At 72.8% G+C, this 18,486-nt stretch carries 18 protein-coding genes; 12 read left to right on the top strand and 6 right to left on the bottom strand.

Translation table 11 applies throughout. The annotated features are described in order from the left end of the window. Positions 1-76: 76 nt before the first annotated feature. The 4 genes from EV699_RS12565 (at position 77) to EV699_RS12550 (ending at position 3,438) form a co-directional block, all read left to right on the top strand. The gene (locus EV699_RS12565) at positions 77-721 is read left to right on the top strand and encodes a DedA family protein (RefSeq protein ID WP_132543223.1); all 645 of its coding nucleotides are present in this window, start codon (positions 77-79) and stop codon (positions 719-721) included. A gap of 7 nt (positions 722-728) precedes the next feature. Further along, complete coding sequence (locus tag EV699_RS12560; protein WP_132543221.1) at positions 729-1,283, top strand: hypothetical protein; 555 nt, start codon at positions 729-731, stop codon at positions 1,281-1,283. 4 nt (positions 1,284-1,287) lie between these two features. Next, on the top strand, positions 1,288-2,337 hold the full coding sequence (rlmM, locus tag EV699_RS12555; RefSeq protein WP_132543219.1) for a 23S rRNA (cytidine(2498)-2'-O)-methyltransferase RlmM: 1,050 nt from the start codon (positions 1,288-1,290) through the stop codon (positions 2,335-2,337). A gap of 96 nt (positions 2,338-2,433) precedes the next feature. Then, on the top strand, positions 2,434-3,438 hold the full coding sequence (locus EV699_RS12550; RefSeq protein ID WP_165904123.1) for a CorA family divalent cation transporter: 1,005 nt from the start codon (positions 2,434-2,436) through the stop codon (positions 3,436-3,438). A 12-nt stretch (positions 3,439-3,450) separates the two neighbouring features. Here EV699_RS12550 and EV699_RS12545 read toward each other — a convergent pair whose 3' ends face one another. The 3 genes from EV699_RS12545 to EV699_RS12535 form a co-directional block, all read right to left on the bottom strand. After that, a complete protein-coding gene (locus EV699_RS12545; RefSeq protein WP_243662656.1) occupies positions 3,451-4,371 on the bottom strand; it encodes a cation diffusion facilitator family transporter in 921 nt (306 codons plus the stop codon). A gap of 45 nt (positions 4,372-4,416) precedes the next feature. After that, the gene (locus EV699_RS12540; RefSeq protein ID WP_132543213.1) at positions 4,417-5,541 is read right to left on the bottom strand and encodes an alpha/beta fold hydrolase; all 1,125 of its coding nucleotides are present in this window, start codon (positions 5,539-5,541) and stop codon (positions 4,417-4,419) included. Between the two features lie 119 nt (positions 5,542-5,660). Continuing rightward, on the bottom strand, positions 5,661-5,933 hold the full coding sequence (locus EV699_RS12535; protein ID WP_132543211.1) for a hypothetical protein: 273 nt from the start codon (positions 5,931-5,933) through the stop codon (positions 5,661-5,663). 610 nt (positions 5,934-6,543) lie between these two features. On the opposite strand from EV699_RS12535, the gene EV699_RS12530 reads away from it, so the two are divergent. The 7 genes from EV699_RS12530 (at position 6,544) to EV699_RS12500 (ending at position 13,106) form a co-directional block, all read left to right on the top strand. Next, positions 6,544-6,810, top strand: a complete 267-nt coding sequence (locus EV699_RS12530; protein WP_132543209.1) for a BufA1 family periplasmic bufferin-type metallophore — start codon at positions 6,544-6,546, stop codon at positions 6,808-6,810. Between the two features lie 88 nt (positions 6,811-6,898). After that, a complete protein-coding gene (gene bufB / locus EV699_RS12525) occupies positions 6,899-7,765 on the top strand; it encodes an MNIO family bufferin maturase (protein ID WP_132543207.1) in 867 nt (288 codons plus the stop codon). Next, on the top strand, positions 7,755-8,513 hold the full coding sequence (locus EV699_RS12520) for an HvfC/BufC N-terminal domain-containing protein (protein ID WP_132543205.1): 759 nt from the start codon (positions 7,755-7,757) through the stop codon (positions 8,511-8,513). The genes bufB and EV699_RS12520 overlap by 11 nt, the downstream gene beginning before the upstream one ends. 23 nt (positions 8,514-8,536) lie before the next feature. Then, positions 8,537-9,022, top strand: a complete 486-nt coding sequence (locus tag EV699_RS12515; protein ID WP_132543203.1) for a DoxX family protein — start codon at positions 8,537-8,539, stop codon at positions 9,020-9,022. 50 nt (positions 9,023-9,072) lie between these two features. After that, the gene (locus EV699_RS12510; RefSeq protein ID WP_243662655.1) at positions 9,073-11,001 is read left to right on the top strand and encodes a sigma-54 interaction domain-containing protein; all 1,929 of its coding nucleotides are present in this window, start codon (positions 9,073-9,075) and stop codon (positions 10,999-11,001) included. A gap of 111 nt (positions 11,002-11,112) precedes the next feature. Continuing rightward, positions 11,113-12,474, top strand: a complete 1,362-nt coding sequence (locus EV699_RS12505; protein ID WP_132543199.1) for an adenylate/guanylate cyclase domain-containing protein — start codon at positions 11,113-11,115, stop codon at positions 12,472-12,474. Between the two features lie 11 nt (positions 12,475-12,485). After that, on the top strand, positions 12,486-13,106 hold the full coding sequence (locus EV699_RS12500) for an HD domain-containing protein (RefSeq protein ID WP_132543197.1): 621 nt from the start codon (positions 12,486-12,488) through the stop codon (positions 13,104-13,106). Between the two features lie 13 nt (positions 13,107-13,119). Here EV699_RS12500 and EV699_RS12495 read toward each other — a convergent pair whose 3' ends face one another. The 3 genes from EV699_RS12495 to EV699_RS12485 are packed head-to-tail and all read right to left on the bottom strand — an operon-like array spanning position 13,120 to position 17,395. Further along, positions 13,120-14,184 carry a response regulator gene (locus tag EV699_RS12495; protein WP_132543195.1) on the bottom strand — a complete coding sequence of 355 codons (1,065 nt, stop codon included), beginning with the start codon at positions 14,182-14,184 and terminating at the stop codon, positions 13,120-13,122. Then, on the bottom strand, positions 14,181-14,567 hold the full coding sequence (locus tag EV699_RS12490; protein ID WP_132543193.1) for a response regulator: 387 nt from the start codon (positions 14,565-14,567) through the stop codon (positions 14,181-14,183). Before EV699_RS12490 ends, EV699_RS12495 begins: the two co-directional genes overlap by 4 nt. 44 nt (positions 14,568-14,611) lie before the next feature. Next, complete coding sequence (locus tag EV699_RS12485) at positions 14,612-17,395, bottom strand: response regulator (protein WP_132543191.1); 2,784 nt, start codon at positions 17,393-17,395, stop codon at positions 14,612-14,614. A gap of 274 nt (positions 17,396-17,669) precedes the next feature. Here EV699_RS12485 and EV699_RS12480 point away from each other — a divergent pair, with 274 nt between their 5' ends. Next, a complete protein-coding gene (locus EV699_RS12480; protein ID WP_132543189.1) occupies positions 17,670-18,452 on the top strand; it encodes a 3-hydroxybutyrate dehydrogenase in 783 nt (260 codons plus the stop codon). The last annotated feature ends 34 nt before the right edge of the window (positions 18,453-18,486 follow it).

Here is an 18,486-nt window from a genome sequence, read left to right as displayed (position 1 = left end):
GTGCGACGGCCGTGGTGCCGGCGGGGAATCGTGGGACAATGCCGGCCTTCGACGACCCGCCCGGATGCCCCGCCGCATGGAACTCCTCACCTCGCTCATCGACATCGTCCTGCACCTCGACAAGCACCTCGCCGAGCTCGCGCTGCAGTACGGCACCTGGATGTACGCGATCCTGATCGCCATCATCTTCTGCGAGACCGGGCTGGTGGTGACGCCCTTCCTGCCGGGCGACTCGCTGCTGTTCGCGGCCGGCTCGCTCGCCGCGGTCGGCGCGCTCGACGTGCACGTGCTGTTCGTCGTGCTGACCCTCGCCGCGATCGTCGGCGACGGCGTCAACTACCACATCGGCCAGTACGTCGGGCTCAAGGCGTTCCGCCCCGACGCGCGCGTGCTGAAGACCGCCTACCTGGAGAAGACCCACGCCTTCTATGAGCGCCACGGCGGCAAGACCATCATCATCGCCCGCTTCGTGCCGATCGTGCGCACCTTCGCGCCCTTCGTCGCCGGCGCGGGCTCGATGAGCTACCGTCGCTTCCTCGCCTACAACGTGATCGGCGCGCTGATCTGGACCGGCTCGCTGCTCTACGCCGGCTACCTGTTCGGCAACCTGCCGCTGGTGAAGGAGAATTTCTCGCTGGTGATCATCGGCATCATCATCGTCTCGATCCTGCCCGGCGTGGTCGAGTTCATCCGCCACAAGCGCGCCGCGGCGCGCGCCTGAGCCGCCGATGAACAACGTCGTCCAGCATCTCGTGGCCGCCGACGTGCCGCCGGCCGACGTCGACGCGCTTGCCGCGCGCCTGCGCGCCTGGCTGCTCGCCGAAGGCATCATCGCCGCCGAGCTGAGCGCCTGCGTGCCCGACGGCCTCGGCCACGCGCCGGGGCCGCGCTGCGCGCGCGCCGTCGGCGCCGACGACATCGCGCTCGCGCGCCTGCACCGCCAGTCGCTCAACGGCGTGGCGCTGCGCTGCGGGCGCATGGTTTATGACTGCGGCCAGCTCGGCGCGGCCTTCTGCCCGCACTGCGGCCACGTGCTGCACGCGGCGGGCGACCCGCGCTGGTTCGACGCGCTGGAACAGTGGCTGGTGGAAGGCGGCGCCGGGCGCCTCGCCTGCACCCAGTGCCTGCTCGAAGCGCCGCTGCCGCAGTGGCAGCACGAGCCGCCGCTCGGCTTCGGCTGCCTCGGCCTGAGCTTCTGGAACTGGCCGCCGCTCGCACCGGCGTTCGTCGACGAACTCGTCACCCTGCTCGGCGCGCGCCTGCTGCGCATCGGCGAGGGCTGAGGCCGTGCCGGCACACACGCTGCTGCTGTACTGCCGCGCCGGCTTCGAGGGCGAGGCCGCGGCGGAGATCCAGGACCGCGCCGCGGCGCTCGGCCACGCCGGCTTCGTCAAGGCCAAGCCCGGCAGCGCCTACCTGAGCCTGCACCTGTACCAGGCCTGCGCCGAGGAACTCGTGCGCCGCATCGAGCTGCGCTCGCTGGTGTTCGCCCGCCAGCTCCTGGTCGCCGGCGAACTGGTCCGCGAGCTGCCGGTCGACGACCGCGTGAGCCCGCTGCTGGCGGCCGCGGCCGCGCTCGGCGGCCCCTACTCCGACGTCTACGTCGAGACCGCCGACACCAACGAGGCCAAGGCGCTCGCCGCCTTCACCCGCCCGTTCGGCCGCGCCTTCGAGGCCGGCGCCAGGCGCGCCCGGCTGCTCGGCGGCGGCGCGCAGGCGCCGCGCCTGCACCTGTTCTGCCTGAGTTCGGCAGCGGTGTGGCCGGCGCTGTCGTGGCCCGGCCGGCGCAGCGAGTGGCCGCTCGGCATCCCGCGGCTGAAGTTCCCGGCGCGCGCGCCGAGCCGCTCCACGCTCAAGCTCGACGAGGCGCTGCAGGTGTTCCTGAGCCCCGCCGAGCAGGCCGAGTACCTGCGCCCCGGCATGGCCGCGGTCGACCTCGGCGCCGCGCCCGGCGGCTGGACCTGGCAGCTGGTGCGCCGCGGCCTGCGCGTGGCGGCGATCGACAACGGCCCGATGGACGACGAACTGCTCGCCAGCGGGCTGGTCGAGCACCGCCGCGAGGACGGCTTCCGCTACCGGCCGCCGCAGCCGGTGGACTGGCTGGTCTGCGACATGGTCGAGCAGCCGGGGCGCATCGCCCGGCTGGTGGCGCAGTGGCTCGCGCGCGGCGACTGCCGGCGGGCGATCTTCAACCTCAAGCTGCCGATGAAGAAGCGCTACGCCGAGGTGCAGCGCTGCCGCGAGCTGATCGCCACCGAGCTCGGCGCCCGGGCGCACCGCCTCGACCTGCGCCAGCTCTATCACGACCGCGAGGAGGTCACCGGCTACCTGCGCTGAGCCGCCCGTGCGGCTGGCTGCAACGCGAGCCGGGCAGACTCGTCGCTTTCCGTGCCCCCGCACCGCGCCCGCGGTGCCCTACCGGACGCAACCCCCGTGGACCGACCCCCACCGCTGCGCACCCTCACGCCCGAAGACGGGCTGATCTGCGGCTTTCGCCTCGCCGGGCCGGACACGCCCGCGGCGCCCATCAGCCTCGCCGAGGTGCCGGCGGCCCTCGCCGCGCCCGGCACCGTGCTGTGGCTGCACTTCAACCTCAGCAACCTGCGCGCGCGGCGCTGGCTCGCGCAGAGCGAGCGGGTACCGCCGGCGCTGCACGAGGCGCTCGCCGAGCGCGACGATCGCGGCCGCGTGCAGGTGGTCGGCGCCGGCCTGCTCGCGGTGATCCACGACCTCGCCTATGACGAGCCCACCGACCCCGCGGTGCTCGGCACGCTGTGGGTGTACGCCGATGCGCGCCTGCTGCTCAGCGCTCGCGCCCACCCGCTGCGCAGCACCGACGAACTGCGCCTCGCGGTGCGCGAGGGCCTGCACGCGGCCACCGGCGTGGAACTCGCGGCGCAACTGCTCGACCTGCGCAACGAGGGGCTGTCGGCGTGCATCGATGCGATGGCCGAGCAGGTCAACGAGATCGAGGACGACATCCTCGTCGGCGGCACCTCGGCACGCGAGGAGCTCGGCCGCCTGCGCCGCGGCTGCGTGCACCTGCGCCGGCAGTTCGGACCCGAGCGCAGCAGCCTGCACAAGCTGCTGCAGCGCCCGCCGGCCTGGCTCGGCGCGGGCGAGAGCGAACGCCTGCGCGAGGTGGCCGAGCAGCTCGGCTTCGTCCTCGACGACCAGGGCGAGGTCTACGAACGCGCCAAGCTGCTGCAGGAGGAGCTCGCCTCGCGCGTGGCCGAGGACACCAACCGCAACCTCTACGTGATCTCGGTGCTGACCGCGGTGTTCCTGCCGATGACGCTGATCACCGGCATCTTCGGCATGAACGTCGAGAACATGCCGCTCACCGGCAGCTCCCACGCCTTCGGCTGGGTGATGCTGACCATCGTCGGCGCCGGTGCCGGCACGCTCGCGGTGCTGCTGCTGAAGAAGCTGCTGTAGCGCCGGGTGCGCTCAGGCGGGCGCCCCGGCGTGCGTGCGCAGGCGCTGCACGATGCTCGCCGGGTCCTCGTGGATGATCACCTCGGCGCCCGGCAGCGCCCCGCGGATCGCCGCCTCCACCCGTTCGGCGATCGCGTGCGCGGCGACCAGCGGCAGCGCGTCGTCGAGCTCCAGATGCATCTGCACGAAGTAGGTGTGGCCCGACTGGCGCGTGCGCAGGTCGTGCACGCCGAGCACGCCGGCCTCGCCGGCGGCGATGTCGAAGATGCGCGCCTGCAGCGCCTCGGGCAGTTCGCGGTCCATCAGCAGGTCGACCGCCTCGGCGCCGATCGACCAGGCGCTCTTCAGGATGTACAGCGCGATGGCGAGCGCGAACAGCGGGTCGAGGCCGGGATAGCCGAAAGCGCCGAACAGCAGCGCGACGATGATGCTGAGGTTGGTGGCAAGGTCGGTGAGGTAGTGCAGCGAGTCGGCCTTGATCGCGGTCGAGCCGGTGCGCCGGATCACGTGGCGCTGGACCAGCAGCAGCGCCGCGGTGGCGGCGATCGCGAAGCCCATCACGGTGATGCCGACCATGAGTTCGCCGATCGGCTGCGGGCGCAGCAGGCGGTCGACCGCCTGCAGCATCAGGAACAGCGCCGAGCCGGCGATGAAGGTCGCCTGCCCCAGCCCGGCGAGCGCCTCGGCCTTGCCGTGGCCGAAGCGGTGGTCGGCGTCCGCCGGCTGCAGTGCGTAGCGCACCGCCACCAGGTTGATCAGCGAGGCCAGCACGTCCATGGTCGAGTCGACCAGCGAGGCGAGCACGCTCACCGAGCCGGTCATCAGCCAGGCGGCGAGCTTGCCGGCGATCAGCACGCTGGCGGTGAGCACCGAGGCGGTGGTGGCGAGGTGCAGCAGGCGCGCGCGCTCGGCGGGCGTGAGATCGTGGTGCATGTGCATGGTGGCTCGGCGACGGGGGCGGGACGGCAGGCGTGCATTCTACCCGCGGGCAGCCGGCGGGCAGGCGGCGGCGAGGAAGTCGGTGATGGCGTCGAGCACGCGGTCGCGCAGCACGTCCCGCTCGATCAGCAGTTCGTGCCGCGCCGCCGCCAGGTGCAGGTGGCGGCACGTGCCGGGGTGCGCGCGGGCGACCGCCGCGGCGAAGGCCGCGCTCGCCGCGGCGTTGACCAGCGCGTCGCAGCCGGCGTCCACCAGCAGCAGCGGCGTGGCGATGCGCGCGGCCTCGCGGCGCAGCGCCGACCCCGCCGCGATGGCCTCGGCCACCCAGCGCCAGCTCGGCCCGCCCAGCGCCGTCTCGGGGAAGCGCGCCTGCAGGTGGCTGCGCAGCCGGTAGCGCGCCTCGCTGCCGGTGACCGAGTTGAGCCTGCCGTCGGCCTCGCGAAACGGCAGCGGCGTGTACGGCCCCTGGCCGATCGCGAAGTCATCGCCGCGCCCCGCCACCAGCGCCGCCGCGAGCGCGGCGCGGCCGAGCACGTCGCGGCCGACCGGCAGCCCCCACAGGCCGCGGATCTCGACCATCGGCGCGGTGCCCGCGAGCGCGGCGAAGCGCCCCGGATGGCGCTGCGCGTGGCGCAGCAGGATCGTCGCCCCGCCGGAATGGCCGAGGCCCAGCAGGCAGGGGTGGGTGGCGGGCCGTACCACCTCGGCCAGGCAGCGTTCGAGGTCGCTCACGTAGTCGTCGAAGCGCTCGACATGGCAGGTCTGGTAGCGCGCCCGCGCCGCCGGATCGTCGGCGATCGCGTGCCACGGGCGGCGCTCGAGCAGGCGCTGCGACAGCCCCTGCCCGCGGTGGTTGGGCAGGTACAGACTCCACGCGGGGAACAGCCGCCGCAGGTCGTGCACCAGTTCGAGGTAGCGGATCGAGGCCTCGCCGGTGCCGTGCACCAGCACGAGCGCCGCGCGCTCCGGGGCGCTGGCCGGGAACACGTCGCAGACCAGCTCGATGCCGCCGACGCCCTCGAGGCTCACCCGCCGCACCGCGGCGGCGTACTCGGCGAGCAGCGCCTCCACCCACGGGCAGCGCGCAGCGGCGCCGCCGTCGGCGAGCGTGATGGCGCTCTCGCGGCTCCAGCGGGCGGGGGTCGGTGCGGCGGCGGTGGACATGCCTTGCAGCCTAGCAAGGATCGGCGCCCGGCCGCCGGCTTCGTGCAGGCGGGCCGGTCCGGCCGCGGCGGCCGGGCGGGGGAAGCCCCGCCGCGCACACGGCGGGGCCTGGCGGGCCTTCAGCCCGCGTGGCTCGCGTGGTGGGTGTGGCGGAAGTGCCTGAGCACCACGCGCAGGTGGTCGGCACGCTCGGGGTGGCCCGATGCCCGCGCCGCGCGGATGTCCGCGACGAGCATCCGGCAGAAGCGCGGCACGCCGTTCGCGTCGTCGTGTACCAGATACGAGCCCATTTCCGCCGCGACGATCATCGGAATGTGTTCGTGAGCCGCCAGGGCCTCGATCTCGTCTTCGTCCAGCTCGGAAAAACCGACGCAATCGACATACGACAGCATGTGTCACCTCCGTCCTCACTCCACGGGCGGGCGTCGACCCGCCTCGCGCCTACAGACCATCACGCTTGTGTTGCAAACGTGCGGTCGGCCGGCCCTTCGCGATGCGAACGGGCCTGCGCCCCCGGCCCCGGTGACGGCTTCAGGGGCGGCAAATCGAGCCTACCCCGCGTGATGAATGCGGGAAGGAATAAAATTTCTCCGCCAAGAAACATCAGGATATATCGCGACAGGCGGGCGCCACGCCCGCCCTCCTCCACCTGCTGACGCGGGCCGCGCGCCTCCCGCAGGCGCCGCCGCGGCCACGAACGCCACGACAGCGTTCGTGGCCACCAAGTTCCTTCCCACGACATGTCGTGGCGCCCACCGCGAGGTCTCGTGGGCCCTCCCCGCGCCGGCCCGCCGGAAGCTTCGCCGAATCCTGGCGGCTTAAATCTTTATTCATAAAAAACAATATGTTGAATACAAAATGCAGGTTTGGCACAGGGCCTGCAATACCTGTCTCGTCCGAACCTGAAACGCGCTTGCAGCGGCCGAACCGCCAACGCCGGGAAGGACCCGGGCCGCCACCGGCGGGCCCGTTCACCCACACGAGCCTTTAGGAGTACACGCCATGAAGACCCAGACCGTGATCCAGTCCGCCATCGCCGCCGCCTTCGCCCTCGGTGCCGTCAGCGCCTACGCCGGCCCGGCCGAGGCCCCGAGCTTCGCCGCCGAGAAGTGCTTCGGCGTGGTCAAGGCCGGCAAGAACGACTGCCAGACCAACATGCACGCCTGCGCCGGCCAGGCGAGCGCCGACAACCAGGGCGACTCGTGGCTGTTCGTGCCGAAGGGGACCTGCGAAAAGCTCACCGGCGGCAGCCTGACCAAGAAGGCCTGAGCCCCGCGCGTCGGCCGGCGGCCCCCGCCGCCGGCCGACCCCCGTCCGCATGCCCCCCATCGCCCCACCGGCATCGAGGTGCGCGATCATGAACACCCGCTTCCCGTCCGCGCCCGTGCGTCCGCTGCCGGCCGTCGCCGGCATCGGCCTGCGCGCCGAGCACTACGACGTGGTGCTGCGCGAGCAGCCCGCGCTCGGCTGGGTCGAGGTGCACAGCGAGAACTACTTCGGCAGCGGCGGCCGGCCGCTCGCGGTGCTCGAAGCGATCCGCGCGCGCCACCCGCTGAGCCTGCACGGCGTCGGCCTGTCGCTCGGATCCACCGATCCGCTCGACCGCGGCCACCTGCGGCAACTGAAGGCGCTGTGCGACCGCTTCGAGCCCGCGCTGGTGTCGGAGCACCTGTCCTGGGGCTCGGTCGGCGGCGTGCACGCGAACGACCTGCTGCCGCTGCCCTGCACCACCGAGGCGCTGAACCACGTCTGCGCCCGCGTCGCCACCGTGCAGGACGCGCTCGGGCGCACCCTGCTGGTCGAGAACATCTCGCGTTACGTCGACTTCCGCATACCGTCGCTGCCCGAGGGCGAATTCCTCGCCACGCTGGCGCGGCGCACCGGCTGCGGCCTGCTGCTCGACGTCAACAACCTCTACGTCAACGCCCGCAACCACGGCGTCGACCCGCACGCCTTCCTGGCGGCGCTGCCGCCGGCGGCCATCGCCGAGATCCACCTGGCCGGCCACACCGAGAAGACCCTCCGCGGCACCAGCCTGCTGATCGACACCCACGACCGCCCGGTGTGCCCGGCGGTGTGGACGCTCTACGCCGAGGCGATCGCACGCTTCGGCCCGCGTCCGACGCTGATCGAATGGGACAGCGCGCTGCCGCCGCTGGACGTGCTGCTGGCCGAGGCCGCGCGCGCCGACGCCGTGCTCGAGGGCCGCCGCCATGCTGCGTGAACTGCAGCGCGACTTCCTCGCCGCGGTGCGCGGCAGCGCCCCGCCGCGGCTGCAGGGCCTGATCGCCGGGCGCGGCCTGGAGCCCGCCGAGCGCCTGATGGTGTACGCCAACAATCACCGCCTGACGCTCACCGCCGCGCTCGCCGGCGCCTACCCGGTGCTCGCGCGCACGCTCGGCGAAGGCGGCTTCCACGCACTCGCCGCCCGCTACCTGCTCGCTCACCCCTCGCGCAGCGGTGACCTGCACGGCTACGGCGCCGCGCTGGCCGATGTCATCGCCGCCGCGCCGCCGCCGCAGGCACCCTGGCTCGCCGAGCTCGCGCGCCTCGAATGGGCCGTGCACACCGCCTACTTCGCCGCGCTGCCCCCCGCCCTCGCGCTCGACGCCCTGCGCGGCGTGGCGGCGCAGGATCACCCGCGGCTGCGCTTCGTCGCGCACCCGGCGCTCGGCCTGGTCGCGAGCGCCTGGCCGGTGCTCGCGTACTGGGAGGCCGCGACCGACGGCGCCGACGACCCCCTGCCGCCGCCGGCGCCCGCGGCCGAATGGCTGCTGGTGCTGCGCGCGGGGGCGGACATCACGATCGGCCGGCTCGACGCCGGCACCTACACGCTGCTCGCGGCCCTCGCCGCCGGCGCGACCGTGGCCGAGGCCTGCGCCGATGCGCTCGCCGCGGCCCCCGACCTCGACCCCGGCACGGCGCTCGGCGGGCTGTTCGCCCGCGGCGCCCTCGTCGGCTTTCACCTGTGACCCCCTCCAAGGAGCGCACCGCCATGAATGCCACCGCCTCTTCCGCCTGCAACGTGCTGCGTCACCCCCTGCTGCAGCGCGGCGTGCGCCTGCACGCCCGCTTCGAGACCCTGCTCGGCTGGTTCACGCCGCTGGTCGACCTCGCCGTGCGGCTGTGGGTCGCGCAGGCCTTCTTCGCCTCGGGGCTGACCAAGATCGCGAGCTTCGATTCGACCGTGCTGCTGTTCACCTACGAGTACCAGGTGCCGCTGCTGCCGCCGATGCTCGCCGCCGTGCTCGGCACCGCCGCCGAACTGGCGCTGCCGGTGCTGCTGGTGCTCGGCCTCGGCGGGCGGCTGCCGGCGGCGGCGCTGTTCGTGTTCAACATCATCGCGGTGATCTCCTACCCGGCGCTCGAGGCCGCCGGCCTGCACGAGCACCAGCTCTGGGGCCTGCTGCTGCTGGTGACGCTCACCCACGGCCCCGGCGCGCTGACGCTCGACCGCCTGCTCGGCCGCTGGAGCCGGTGATGCCACTGGCATACGCTGCCCCCCACACCCAGCGGCGGGGGGCAGTGACCGTGACGACACACCTGGACGAACTCGACACCGGATTGCGTGCCCTGGTCGAGGGCACCGCCAGCGTCACCGGCGAGGCGTTCTTCCGCAGCCTGGTCAGGGGCGTGGCGACCGCGCTCGCGGTGCGCTGGGCCTTCGTCGCCGAGTTCGCCGGGGTGCGCACCCGCGTGCGCATGCTGGCGAACTGGGACCACGACCACTTCGCGCCCGAAGAGGAATTCGACCTGTCCGGCACGCCCTGCGAGGCGGTGCTGTGCGGCGAGCCGCGCCACTACCCACAGGGCGTGGCGGCGCTGTTCCCGCGCAACACCGACCTCGCGGTGATGGGCGCCGAGAGCTACCTGGCGATCCCGCTGCGCAACGCCGCCGGCGACGTGCTCGGCCACCTGGCGGTGCTCGACGAGCGGGCGATGCCGGCCGCGCCGCGCGAACTCGCGCTGTTCCAGGTGTTCGCGGCACGCGCGGCGGCCGAACTCGAACGCGTGCACACCGAGCGCGCGCTGCGCGAGCGCGAGGCGCGGCTGGCCGCGATCCTCGGCTCGGCGCTCGACGCCGTGGTGTGCATCGACGGCGCGCGCCGCGTGACCTTCGTCAACCCGGCGGCCGAGCGCGTGCTCGGCTGCTGCGCCGCCGACGTGGTCGGCACGCCGCTGGAGCGCTTCCTCGCGCCGTCGTTCCGCGCGCTGCTCGACCACCACCTGGCGGCGCCGGCGGCGGCGCGCCCGTCGCTGTGGGTGCCGCAGGGCATCGAGGCGGTGCGCGCCGACGGCAGCGCCTTCCCGGCCGAAGCCACGCTGTCGTGCACGCGGGTCGACGGCTGCGAGCTGACCACGCTGATCCTGCGCGACCTCAACGACCGCCATCAGGCCGAGGCGGCGCTGGCCCGCCTGCGCCAGGAGAAGGCCTACCTGCAGGCGCAGGTGGTGGGCGAAGCCCACGAGATCGTCGGCGCATCGGCCGCGATCCGCGAGCTGCGCACGCAGCTCGACAAGGTCGCCGCGACCGACGCCACGGTGCTGCTGCTCGGCGAGACCGGCACCGGCAAGGAGCTGCTGGCGCGCTACACGCACCGCCAGAGCCCGCGGCGCGAGCGCATGCTGGTGAAGATGAACTGCGCGGCGCTGCCCTCGGAGCTGATCGAGAGCGAGCTGTTCGGCCACGAGAAGGGCGCGTTCAGCGGCGCCATCGCCACCCGCAAGGGCCGCTTCGAGCTCGCCGACGGCGGCACGCTGTTCCTCGACGAGGTCGGCGAGCTCAGCCTGCCGGCGCAGGCCAAGCTGCTGCGGGTGCTGCAGGAGCGCGAGTTCGAGCGTGTCGGCGGCACGCGGCCGATCCACGTCGACGTGCGCGTGGTGGCGGCAACCAACCGCGACCTCGCGCAGATGGTCGAGCAGGGCCAGTTCCGCGCCGACCTCTACTACCGCCTCAACGTCTTCCCGCTGCAGGTGCCGCCGCTGCGCGCGCGCCACGACGACATCCCGGCGCTGGTCGCGCACGTGCTCGGCGGCCTGCAGCGGCGCCTCGGCAAGCCGCTGCACGGCGTCACCGCGCGCGCGCTCGCGGCGCTGCTCGCCTACCCCTGGCCCGGCAACATCCGCGAGCTGCAGAACGTGGTCGAGCGCGCCGCGATCCTCGCCACCGACGCGCTGATCGACGAGGCCGACCTCGGCCTCGCGCCGGTGCGGCCGACCTTCGCGGTGCCACCGCTGCCGGCGGCCGCACCGCTACCGGCCGTCACCGCGGGCGAGACGCCGCCGGGCGCCGATGCGGCCAGCCTCGAAGCGGTGGAGCGTCGCCACATCGAGGCCACGCTGGAGCGCTGCGGCGGCGTGATCGAAGGCCCGAAGGGCGCCGCGGCGGCGCTCGAGATGCACCCCAGCACGCTGCGCTCGCGGCTGCAGAAGCTCGGCATCCGGGCGCGGCGGCGCTAGCCGCGACGCGCCCGCCGATGTCACACACGTTGTTGACCACACGGCACCTGCGGTGCTGGAAGCGAAACGGCTCCACCGTTACGGTGGACCTGACGAACCCTGGAGAACGCCGTGAGTCCGAGCCTCGTCGCCCGCTTGCGCCTGCACTTCCCGCCCCGCGCCGCGCCGCTGCCGGCGCGCCTCGCGGCGATGATCCGCACGCATCGCGATTCGAGCGAGCGCCTGATCGGCTGGGTGCAGCTCGGCGTGGTCGCCACCTTCGGCTCGCTGTGGGCGGTGGCGCCGAAGCCGCCGCACATGAGCGAGCTGATGCCGGTGCCCTGGACGCTCACCGCCTACCTCGCGTTCACGCTCGCGCGGCTCGCCTGGACACGCCGGCACGCGCTGCCGGACTGGGCGGCGCACCTGTCGATCGTCGCCGACTTCACGCTGCTCTACGGGCTGATCTGGAGCTTCCACCTGCAGTACGGCCAGCCGCCGAGCTTCTACCTGAAGGCGCCGACGCTGCTCTACGTGTTCATCTTCATCACGCTGCGCGTGCTGTGCTTCGAACCGCGCTTCGTGGTCTTCGCCGGCCTGTGCGCCGCCGGCGGCTGGCTCGGCATGCTCGCCTACGCGATCGGCGGCGACCCGCATGCGGCGGTGATCACCCGCGACTACGTGCACTACCTGACCTCGAACGCGGTGCTGCTCGGCGGCGAGTTCGACAAGGTGATCACCGTGCTGACGGTGACCGCGATCCTCGCGATCGCGGTGACCCGCGCGCAGCACCTGCTCGAGCGCTCGGTGATCGAGTCCAACGCCGCGCGCGAACTGGCGCGCTTCCTGCCAATGGCGGTGGCGGTGCGCATCGCCGCCGCGGCCGAGCGCCCCGAGACCGGCGCCGGCGAACTGCGCCCGGCGACCATCCTGTTCCTCGACGTCGAGGGCTTCACCAGCCTGGCGGAAGCGCTGGCGCCGACGCGGCTGATCGCGCTGCTGAACGAGGTGTTCCAGGCCGTGGTGGAGCCGATCGAGCGCCACGGCGGCGTGGTCGACCAGTTCATCGGCGACGCGGTGATGGCGACCTTCAACCTGCCGCAGGCGCTGCCCGACCACGCCGCCTGCGCCTGCCGCGCCGCGCTGGAGGTGCAGGCCCTGCTCGAGCGTCGCCGCTTCGGCGACGGCGTGCGCCTGCGCGCGCGCATCGGCATCAATTCCGGCGTGGTGGTGGGCGGGCTGGTGGGCGCGGGTGAACGCCTCGCCTATACCGTCTATGGTGACGCTGTGAACCTCGCCGCCCGCCTCGAACCACTGAACAAGGATTACGACACCCGCATCCTGGTGTCGGAGGCGACGCGTCGCGCCGCCGGCGACCCCGCGGGCCTGGCTTTCCGCCCGGTCGGCGAGGTCCAGGTGCGCGGACGCACCGAGCTCACCTCCCTGTACACGCTCGAGCCGGTGGTGGTGCCGGCCGCCGGGCCCACGCGCTGAGAACCGCCATCGTGACGCACGCCGAAACCCGCTTCCGTGACCTGTGGACACGCTGCGGCGGCCAGGATGCCGCCGCGGTGTGGCAGGACCTTGCCGCGCACTACGCCGAGCCGGCCCGCCATTACCACACGCTCGCGCACATCTGGCGCTGCGTACGCGCCTTCGACACGGTGCGCGGGCAGATCGAGGAACCGGAGGTCGTGGAGCTGGCGCTGTGGACGCACGACGTCATCTACGTGCCCGGCGCCTGCAACAACGAGGCGTCGAGCGCCGACTGGCTGCTGGCGCGGGCCGGCGGCCACATCCCGATCGCCGCGCGCGTGGTGGAGTGCATCCTCGCCACCACGCACCGCGTGGCACCGCCGCACGCCGCCGCCGCGTGGACCGTGGACATCGACATCGCCGGCCTCGGCGTGCCCTGGACGCAGTTCTGCTGCGACGGCGCCCGCCTGCGCCAGGAACGCCCGGATCTCTGCGACATCGCCTGCTGCGAAGGCGAGCGCGCCTTCCTCGAAATGCTGCTGGCGCGCCCGGCGATCTACTACACGCCGTATTTCCGCTCCCGCTGCGAGGCGCGCGCGCGCGCCAACCTCGCCCGGCGCATCGAGATCCTCGCCGCCGCGACGTCGTGAGCGGTGCCGCGGCTCAGCCCTCGTGGGCGGCGTAGATCTCGCGGAAGGTCTCGGCGCACGCCACGAAGGCGGCCAGCACGGCGGGGTCGAAATGTTCGGGCACGGTGCGCCCGTCGCCCTTCAGCATGATGTCGAGCGTCGTCGCGTGGTCGAGTGCCCGCTTGTACGGGCGCGTGCTGCGCAGCGCGTCGTACTGGTCGCAAACGATCATGATCCGCGCCGACAGCGGGATGGCCTCGTTGCGCAGGCCCTGCGGGTAGCCGCTGCCGTCCCAGCGTTCGTGGTGGTTCTGCGCGATCTCGGCCCCCATGCGCAGGTACGGCGAGGCGCCGCCCGCGAGCATGCGTGCCCCCAGCGCCGCGTGGGTCTTCATGATCGCCCATTCGTCCGGCGTGAAGCCGCCGGGCTTGCGCAGGATCGCGTCGGGAATCGCGATCTTGCCGACGTCGTGCATCGGGCTCGCGAAGTAGATGGTGTCGGCGAACGCCGCATCGAGCCCCAGGCGCCGCGCCAGCTCGGCGGTGTAGACGCTGATGCGGCGCACGTGGGCGCCGGTCTCCTCGTCCTTGTAGCTGGCGGCGAGGGTCAGCGTGAAGATGGTCTCGCGGTAGCTGTCCTCCAGCTGCGCGGTGCGCTCGGCGACCAGCCGTTCGAGGGTGCGGTTCTGGTCCGCCAGCAGGTCGCCGAATTCCTTCAGCCGCAGCAGGTTGCGCACCCGCACCCAGAGTTCGGCCCGGTCCACCGGCTTGGCGACGAACTCCTCGACCCCGGCCTGGAAACCGCGCAGGCGTGCGTCGCGGTCGTCCAGCGCCGTCACCATGATGATCGGGATCGAGCGCGTGGCCTCGCCCGCCTTGAGCCGGTTGGCGACCTCGAAGCCGTCCATGCCCGGCATCATCACGTCGAGCAGGATCAGGTCGGGCAGCGCCTCGGCCACCCGCGCCAGCGCCTCGGGGCCGCTCACCGCGGTCGTGGTCGCGTAGCCCTGCGACGCCAGCAGCGTCGCCAGCAGCCGCGCGCCGACCGGGTCGTCGTCGACGATCAGGATCCTGACCGGTGATCGGGAGGCCTCGCTCATGGCCGCCCCGCCGCGGTGGCGCCGGCCAGCGCCTCGGCCACGGTGGCGAGGAAGTGGCGGTATTCGATCGGCTTGGCGATGTAGCCGTCGCAGCCGGCGGCGCGGACGCGCTCCTCGTCGCCCCGCATCGCGAAGGCCGTCAGCGCGATGACCGGGCAGCACTGCGTCGCCGGATCGGCCTTCAGCAGGCGCGTGGCGCTCAGCCCGTCGAGGTCGGGCAGCTGGATGTCCATCAGGATCAGGTCCGGGCGCTCGGCGCGGGCGCAGGCGATGCCGCTGTCGGCGTCGGCCGCCTCCAGCACCGTGTGACCGGCCTTGCGCAGCAGCAGCAGCGCCAGCTTGCGATTGGTCGCGTTGTCCTCGACCACCAGGATCTTCGCCATCGTTCCGTCTCCCGTCCGTGTCCGTCCGTGTCCAGCCGCGGCGTCTAGGCGGCGTTTGCGGCGCGGCGCAGCGAGCGGCGCACCTCGCGGATGAAGTCCTCGGGGCTGAAGGCCGCCTTCTCGACGATCCGCAGCAGGTGGCCGTTCAGCCGGGCGCGCTCCTCGGCATCGATCTGCTTGGCGGTCACCACCAGGATCGGGATGTCCGCGGTCTCCGGGCGCCGCTTCAGCACCTCGACCACCTCGAAGCCGTTGATCTCCGGCATCATCAGGTCGAGCACCACCAGCGCCGGGTGCGTGTTCTGCGCGAGGTCGATGCCGTCGCGCCCGCCGTAGGCCTGCATCACCACGAAGCCGGCCTCCTCGAGGTAGGCCGCGATGATCTCCACCGAGCGCGGGTCGTCGTCGACCACCAGCACGCTGGGCGGCGGGTCGGCGAGCCGCGACAGCCCGAGCGCCGCCATCGCCTCCTGCAGCGCCTGCCGGCCGACCGGTTTCTGCAGCACGCGCGCCACGCCGAGGCTCAGGCCGCGCGCCCGCGCGTCGTCGGCGAGGATCGAGATGATGACCACCGGCACCTGCGCCAGCACCGGGTCGTCGCGCAGGCGTTCGAGGCAGGCCCAGCCATCCATCCCCGGCAGCAGCAGGTCGAGCGTGATCAGGTCCGGCAGGCGCGCCGTCGCCAGCGCCAGCCCCTCTTCGCCGCTGGTGGCGCGCACCACCGCGAAGCCCTCGGCCTCCAGCTGCAGGCGGATCAGTTCGGCGGACTGGTCGTCGTCCTCGATCACCAGCGCCAGCGCCTCACCCCTGCTACGGGCCGCTGCCGGGGCGATGACCGCTTCGGTGTCGGCCGGCGCGCGGCAGGGCAGCCAGACGGTGAAGCGGCTGCCCCGGCCCGGCGTGCTGCTCACCCCGGCGCCGCCGCCGTGCAGTTCGACCAGCGACTTGACCATCACCAGCCCGAGCCCGGTCCCCGAGTACTTGCGCGCGAGCGAGCTGTCGATCTGCACGAAGGGCCGGAACAGGCGGTCGAGCTCGGCCTGCGACAGGCCGATGCCGGTGTCGGCGACGCCGATCTCGAGGAATTCGTCGTAGGGGCCCGCCGGCGGCAGCCACAGCACGTGCGCCTCGCCGGCCCCCGCGCTGTCGATCGCGCCGCGCGCCAGCCGCCGCGCGGTGAGTTCGAGGCGGCCGCCGCGCGGCGTGAACTTCACCGCATTCGACAGCAGGTTGTAGAGAATCTGCTTGCACTTGCGCGCATCGGCGCCGATCACGCCGACGCCGTCGCCCAGCTGCAGGTCCACCTGCAGGCCGTGGGCGAGCGCCTTCTCGCGCACCATCGCCAGGCCGTTGCGCAGGCACTGCGCGACGTCGACCGCCTCCAGCTCGAGCGGCATCGCACCGGCCTCGACCTTGGACAGGTCGAGGATGTCGTTGATCAGCGCGAGCAGGTGGTGGCCGCTGTCGAAGATGTCGCCGACGTAGTCGCGCTGCTCGGGGTTGAGGTCGCCGGCGAGGCCGTCCCTGAGCACCTCGGAGAAGCCGATGATCGCGTTCAGCGGCGTGCGCAGCTCGTGCGACATCGTCGCCAGGAACTCCGACTTCATCCGGTTGGCGGCTTCCAGCTCGCGGTTCTTGCGCGTGATCTCCTCGCCGCGCTGGCGCAGTTCGCCGGCGAGCGCCTTGACGTCGGCGAACTGCTGCAGGTTGTGCAGGGCCACGCCGATCTGCGCCGCCAGGCGTTCGACGAAGGTGCGGTCGCGCGCGCCCGCGGCCCGCGTCGACGCCAGCACCAGCACGCCGAGCAGGCGCTCCTGGTAGGCGATCGGCACCACCAGGATCGCCGCCGGGCGCAGGCTCTGCACGCCGGCGTCGATCGTCGGCAGGCCGGCGGCGGCGTCGAGCACCAGCACCCGGCGCGCCTGCGCCGCCTGCCCGACCAGCCCCTCGCCGAGGCGGTAGCTCGTCGCCGTCCCGGCCGACATGCCCCAGCCGGCTTCGCGTTCGAGCATGCCGGACCAGCTGTCGTAGCGGTAGAAGACCGATACCGGATACAGCGAGGTGTCCGCGAGCAGCGACAGCACGCCGTCGAGCACGCGGCCACGCTCCGGGCTCGCGTTGAACAGCGCCAGCGCCTCGCCGATCACGCGGTCGTAGCGCGCCACCTCGGCGAGGTCCTCCTCGGCGCGGCGCCGCGAGAGGAGGTCGCGCCGCACCCGCCACAGGAGCAGCGCGAAGAACAGGACGCTCACGCCGATCAGCAGCTCCAGCGCCAGCGTCAGCTCGTTGGCGCTGTCCTGCGAAGCGGCGGTGCGCTGCTGCAGGAGCCGGGCTTCCTCGGCGTCCATCGCCGCGATCAGTTCGCGGATCGCCGCCATGCGCCGCCCGCCGGCGTCGCTGACCAGTTGCGCGCGCGCGGCCTCGAAACCCTGCTCGCGGCGCAGCGCGATCAGGCGATCGAGCGAGGCCAGCAGCGGTGCGATGCGATCGTGGAGCTCGCCGATACGGCGCTGCTGATCGGGATTGGTGGCGGTCAGGGCGCTCAGGCGCTGCACGTCCTGGTCGAGCGTGGCGAGCGCGCTCTGGTAGGGACTGAGGTAGCGCTCGTCGCCGGTGATCAGGTAGCCGCGCGTGCCGGTCTGCGCATCGATCAGCCGCCCCTGCACCTGCTGCAACGTCATGCGCACCTGCAGCGTGTGCTCGACCGCGCCGAAGGCGTCGATGAAGCTGCGGAACGACTGGTAGGTCAGCGCGGCGATCGCCGTCAGCACCAGCAGGACGGCACCGAAGCCGGTGAGTACCTTGGTCTCGATCGACACTGAATCCATGTGCCCCCTCCCTTCGAGGCCCTGGCTTTCGCTTCACGCTGCGAGTGTAGCCCAATCATGCCTTGCGATGGCTGCAGTCGCGACGGCTGCGTCGCGCCCACGACATGCCGTGGCGGCGCTGCCGCATCTCGCGGGCCACCGCCGTGCCGCCCCTACGCCGATGCTACAAGCCATTGACGCGTCAGCGGTTTAAGGTTTGGCACGGAGATTGTTGACGGAATACCCCGGGGCGTCGTGCGGCGCTCACCCTTCCCGCAACCCGAGGTTTCCATCCATGCAGCAGCATTCCGTCGCCGTCGTCACCGGCTCCACCAGCGGCATCGGGCTCGGCATCGCCCGCAGCCTTGCCGCGCACGGTCACCACCTGGTGCTGAACGGCCTCAGCACCCCGCTCGAAGCCGACGCCCTGTGCGCCGCGCTGGCGCAGGAGTTCGGCATCGAGACCGCCTACTCCGGCGCCGACCTGAGCCACGCCGACGGCGTGGCCGGGCTGATCGACACCGCGCAGGCGCGCTTCGGGCGCATCGACGTGCTCGTCAACAACGCCGGCATCCAGTTCACCGCGCCGGTGCACGAGTTCCCGGTCGAGCGCTGGGACGCGATCCTCGCCCTCAACCTCAGCGCGGCTTTCCACGCCATCCGCCGCGCGCTGCCCGGCATGCTCGAACGCGGCCACGGGCGCATCGTCAACATCGCTTCGGTGCACGGCCTGGTCGGCTCGGTGCACAAGGCCGCCTACGTCGCCGCCAAGCACGGCCTGGTCGGGCTCGGCAAGGTCGTCGCGCTGGAGACCGCGGGCAGCGGCGTCACCTGCAACACCGTCTGCCCCGGCTGGGTGCTGACCCCGCTGGTCGAGAAGCAGATCGCCGAGCGCGCCGCGATGGAGGGCATCCCCTACGCGCAGGCGAGCGGCGAACTGCTGGAGGAGAAGCAGCCGTCGAAGCAGTTCGTGACCCCCGAGCAGCTCGGCGAGCTGGTCGCCTTCCTGGCCTCCCCGGCCGCCGCGCAGCTCACCGGCCAGGCGATCGCCGTCGACGGCGCCTGGACCGCGCGCTGAACCCCCGCCCGCCCTGCGCCTTCGGAGTCACCGC

The sequence above is a fragment of the Plasticicumulans lactativorans genome (assembly GCF_004341245.1).
Taxonomy (GTDB): domain Bacteria; phylum Pseudomonadota; class Gammaproteobacteria; order Competibacterales; family Competibacteraceae; genus Plasticicumulans_A; species Plasticicumulans_A lactativorans.
The sequence above is the reverse complement of the archived record's forward strand: the minus strand, read 5'-3'. Positions and strand labels throughout refer to the sequence as shown.

Excerpts from the sequence above, each read along its gene's own strand:
- EV699_RS12565 (WP_132543223.1), top strand. The coding sequence starts at position 77 with ATGGAACTCCTCACCTCGCTCATCGACATCGTCCTGCACCTCGACAAG.
- EV699_RS12560 (WP_132543221.1), top strand. The coding sequence starts at position 729 with ATGAACAACGTCGTCCAGCATCTCGTGGCCGCCGACGTGCCGCCGGCC.
- EV699_RS12545 (WP_243662656.1), bottom strand. The coding sequence starts at position 4,371 with ATGCACCACGATCTCACGCCCGCCGAGCGCGCGCGCCTGCTGCACCTC.
- EV699_RS12540 (WP_132543213.1), bottom strand. The coding sequence starts at position 5,541 with ATGTCCACCGCCGCCGCACCGACCCCCGCCCGCTGGAGCCGCGAGAGC.
- EV699_RS12535 (WP_132543211.1), bottom strand. The coding sequence starts at position 5,933 with ATGCTGTCGTATGTCGATTGCGTCGGTTTTTCCGAGCTGGACGAAGAC.
- EV699_RS12530 (WP_132543209.1), top strand. The coding sequence starts at position 6,544 with ATGAAGACCCAGACCGTGATCCAGTCCGCCATCGCCGCCGCCTTCGCC.
- bufB (WP_132543207.1), top strand. The coding sequence starts at position 6,899 with ATGAACACCCGCTTCCCGTCCGCGCCCGTGCGTCCGCTGCCGGCCGTC.
- EV699_RS12520 (WP_132543205.1), top strand. The coding sequence starts at position 7,755 with ATGCTGCGTGAACTGCAGCGCGACTTCCTCGCCGCGGTGCGCGGCAGC.
- EV699_RS12515 (WP_132543203.1), top strand. The coding sequence starts at position 8,537 with ATGAATGCCACCGCCTCTTCCGCCTGCAACGTGCTGCGTCACCCCCTG.
- EV699_RS12495 (WP_132543195.1), bottom strand. The coding sequence starts at position 14,184 with ATGAGCGAGGCCTCCCGATCACCGGTCAGGATCCTGATCGTCGACGAC.
- EV699_RS12490 (WP_132543193.1), bottom strand. The coding sequence starts at position 14,567 with ATGGCGAAGATCCTGGTGGTCGAGGACAACGCGACCAATCGCAAGCTG.
- EV699_RS12485 (WP_132543191.1), bottom strand. The coding sequence starts at position 17,395 with ATGGATTCAGTGTCGATCGAGACCAAGGTACTCACCGGCTTCGGTGCC.
- EV699_RS12480 (WP_132543189.1), top strand. The coding sequence starts at position 17,670 with ATGCAGCAGCATTCCGTCGCCGTCGTCACCGGCTCCACCAGCGGCATC.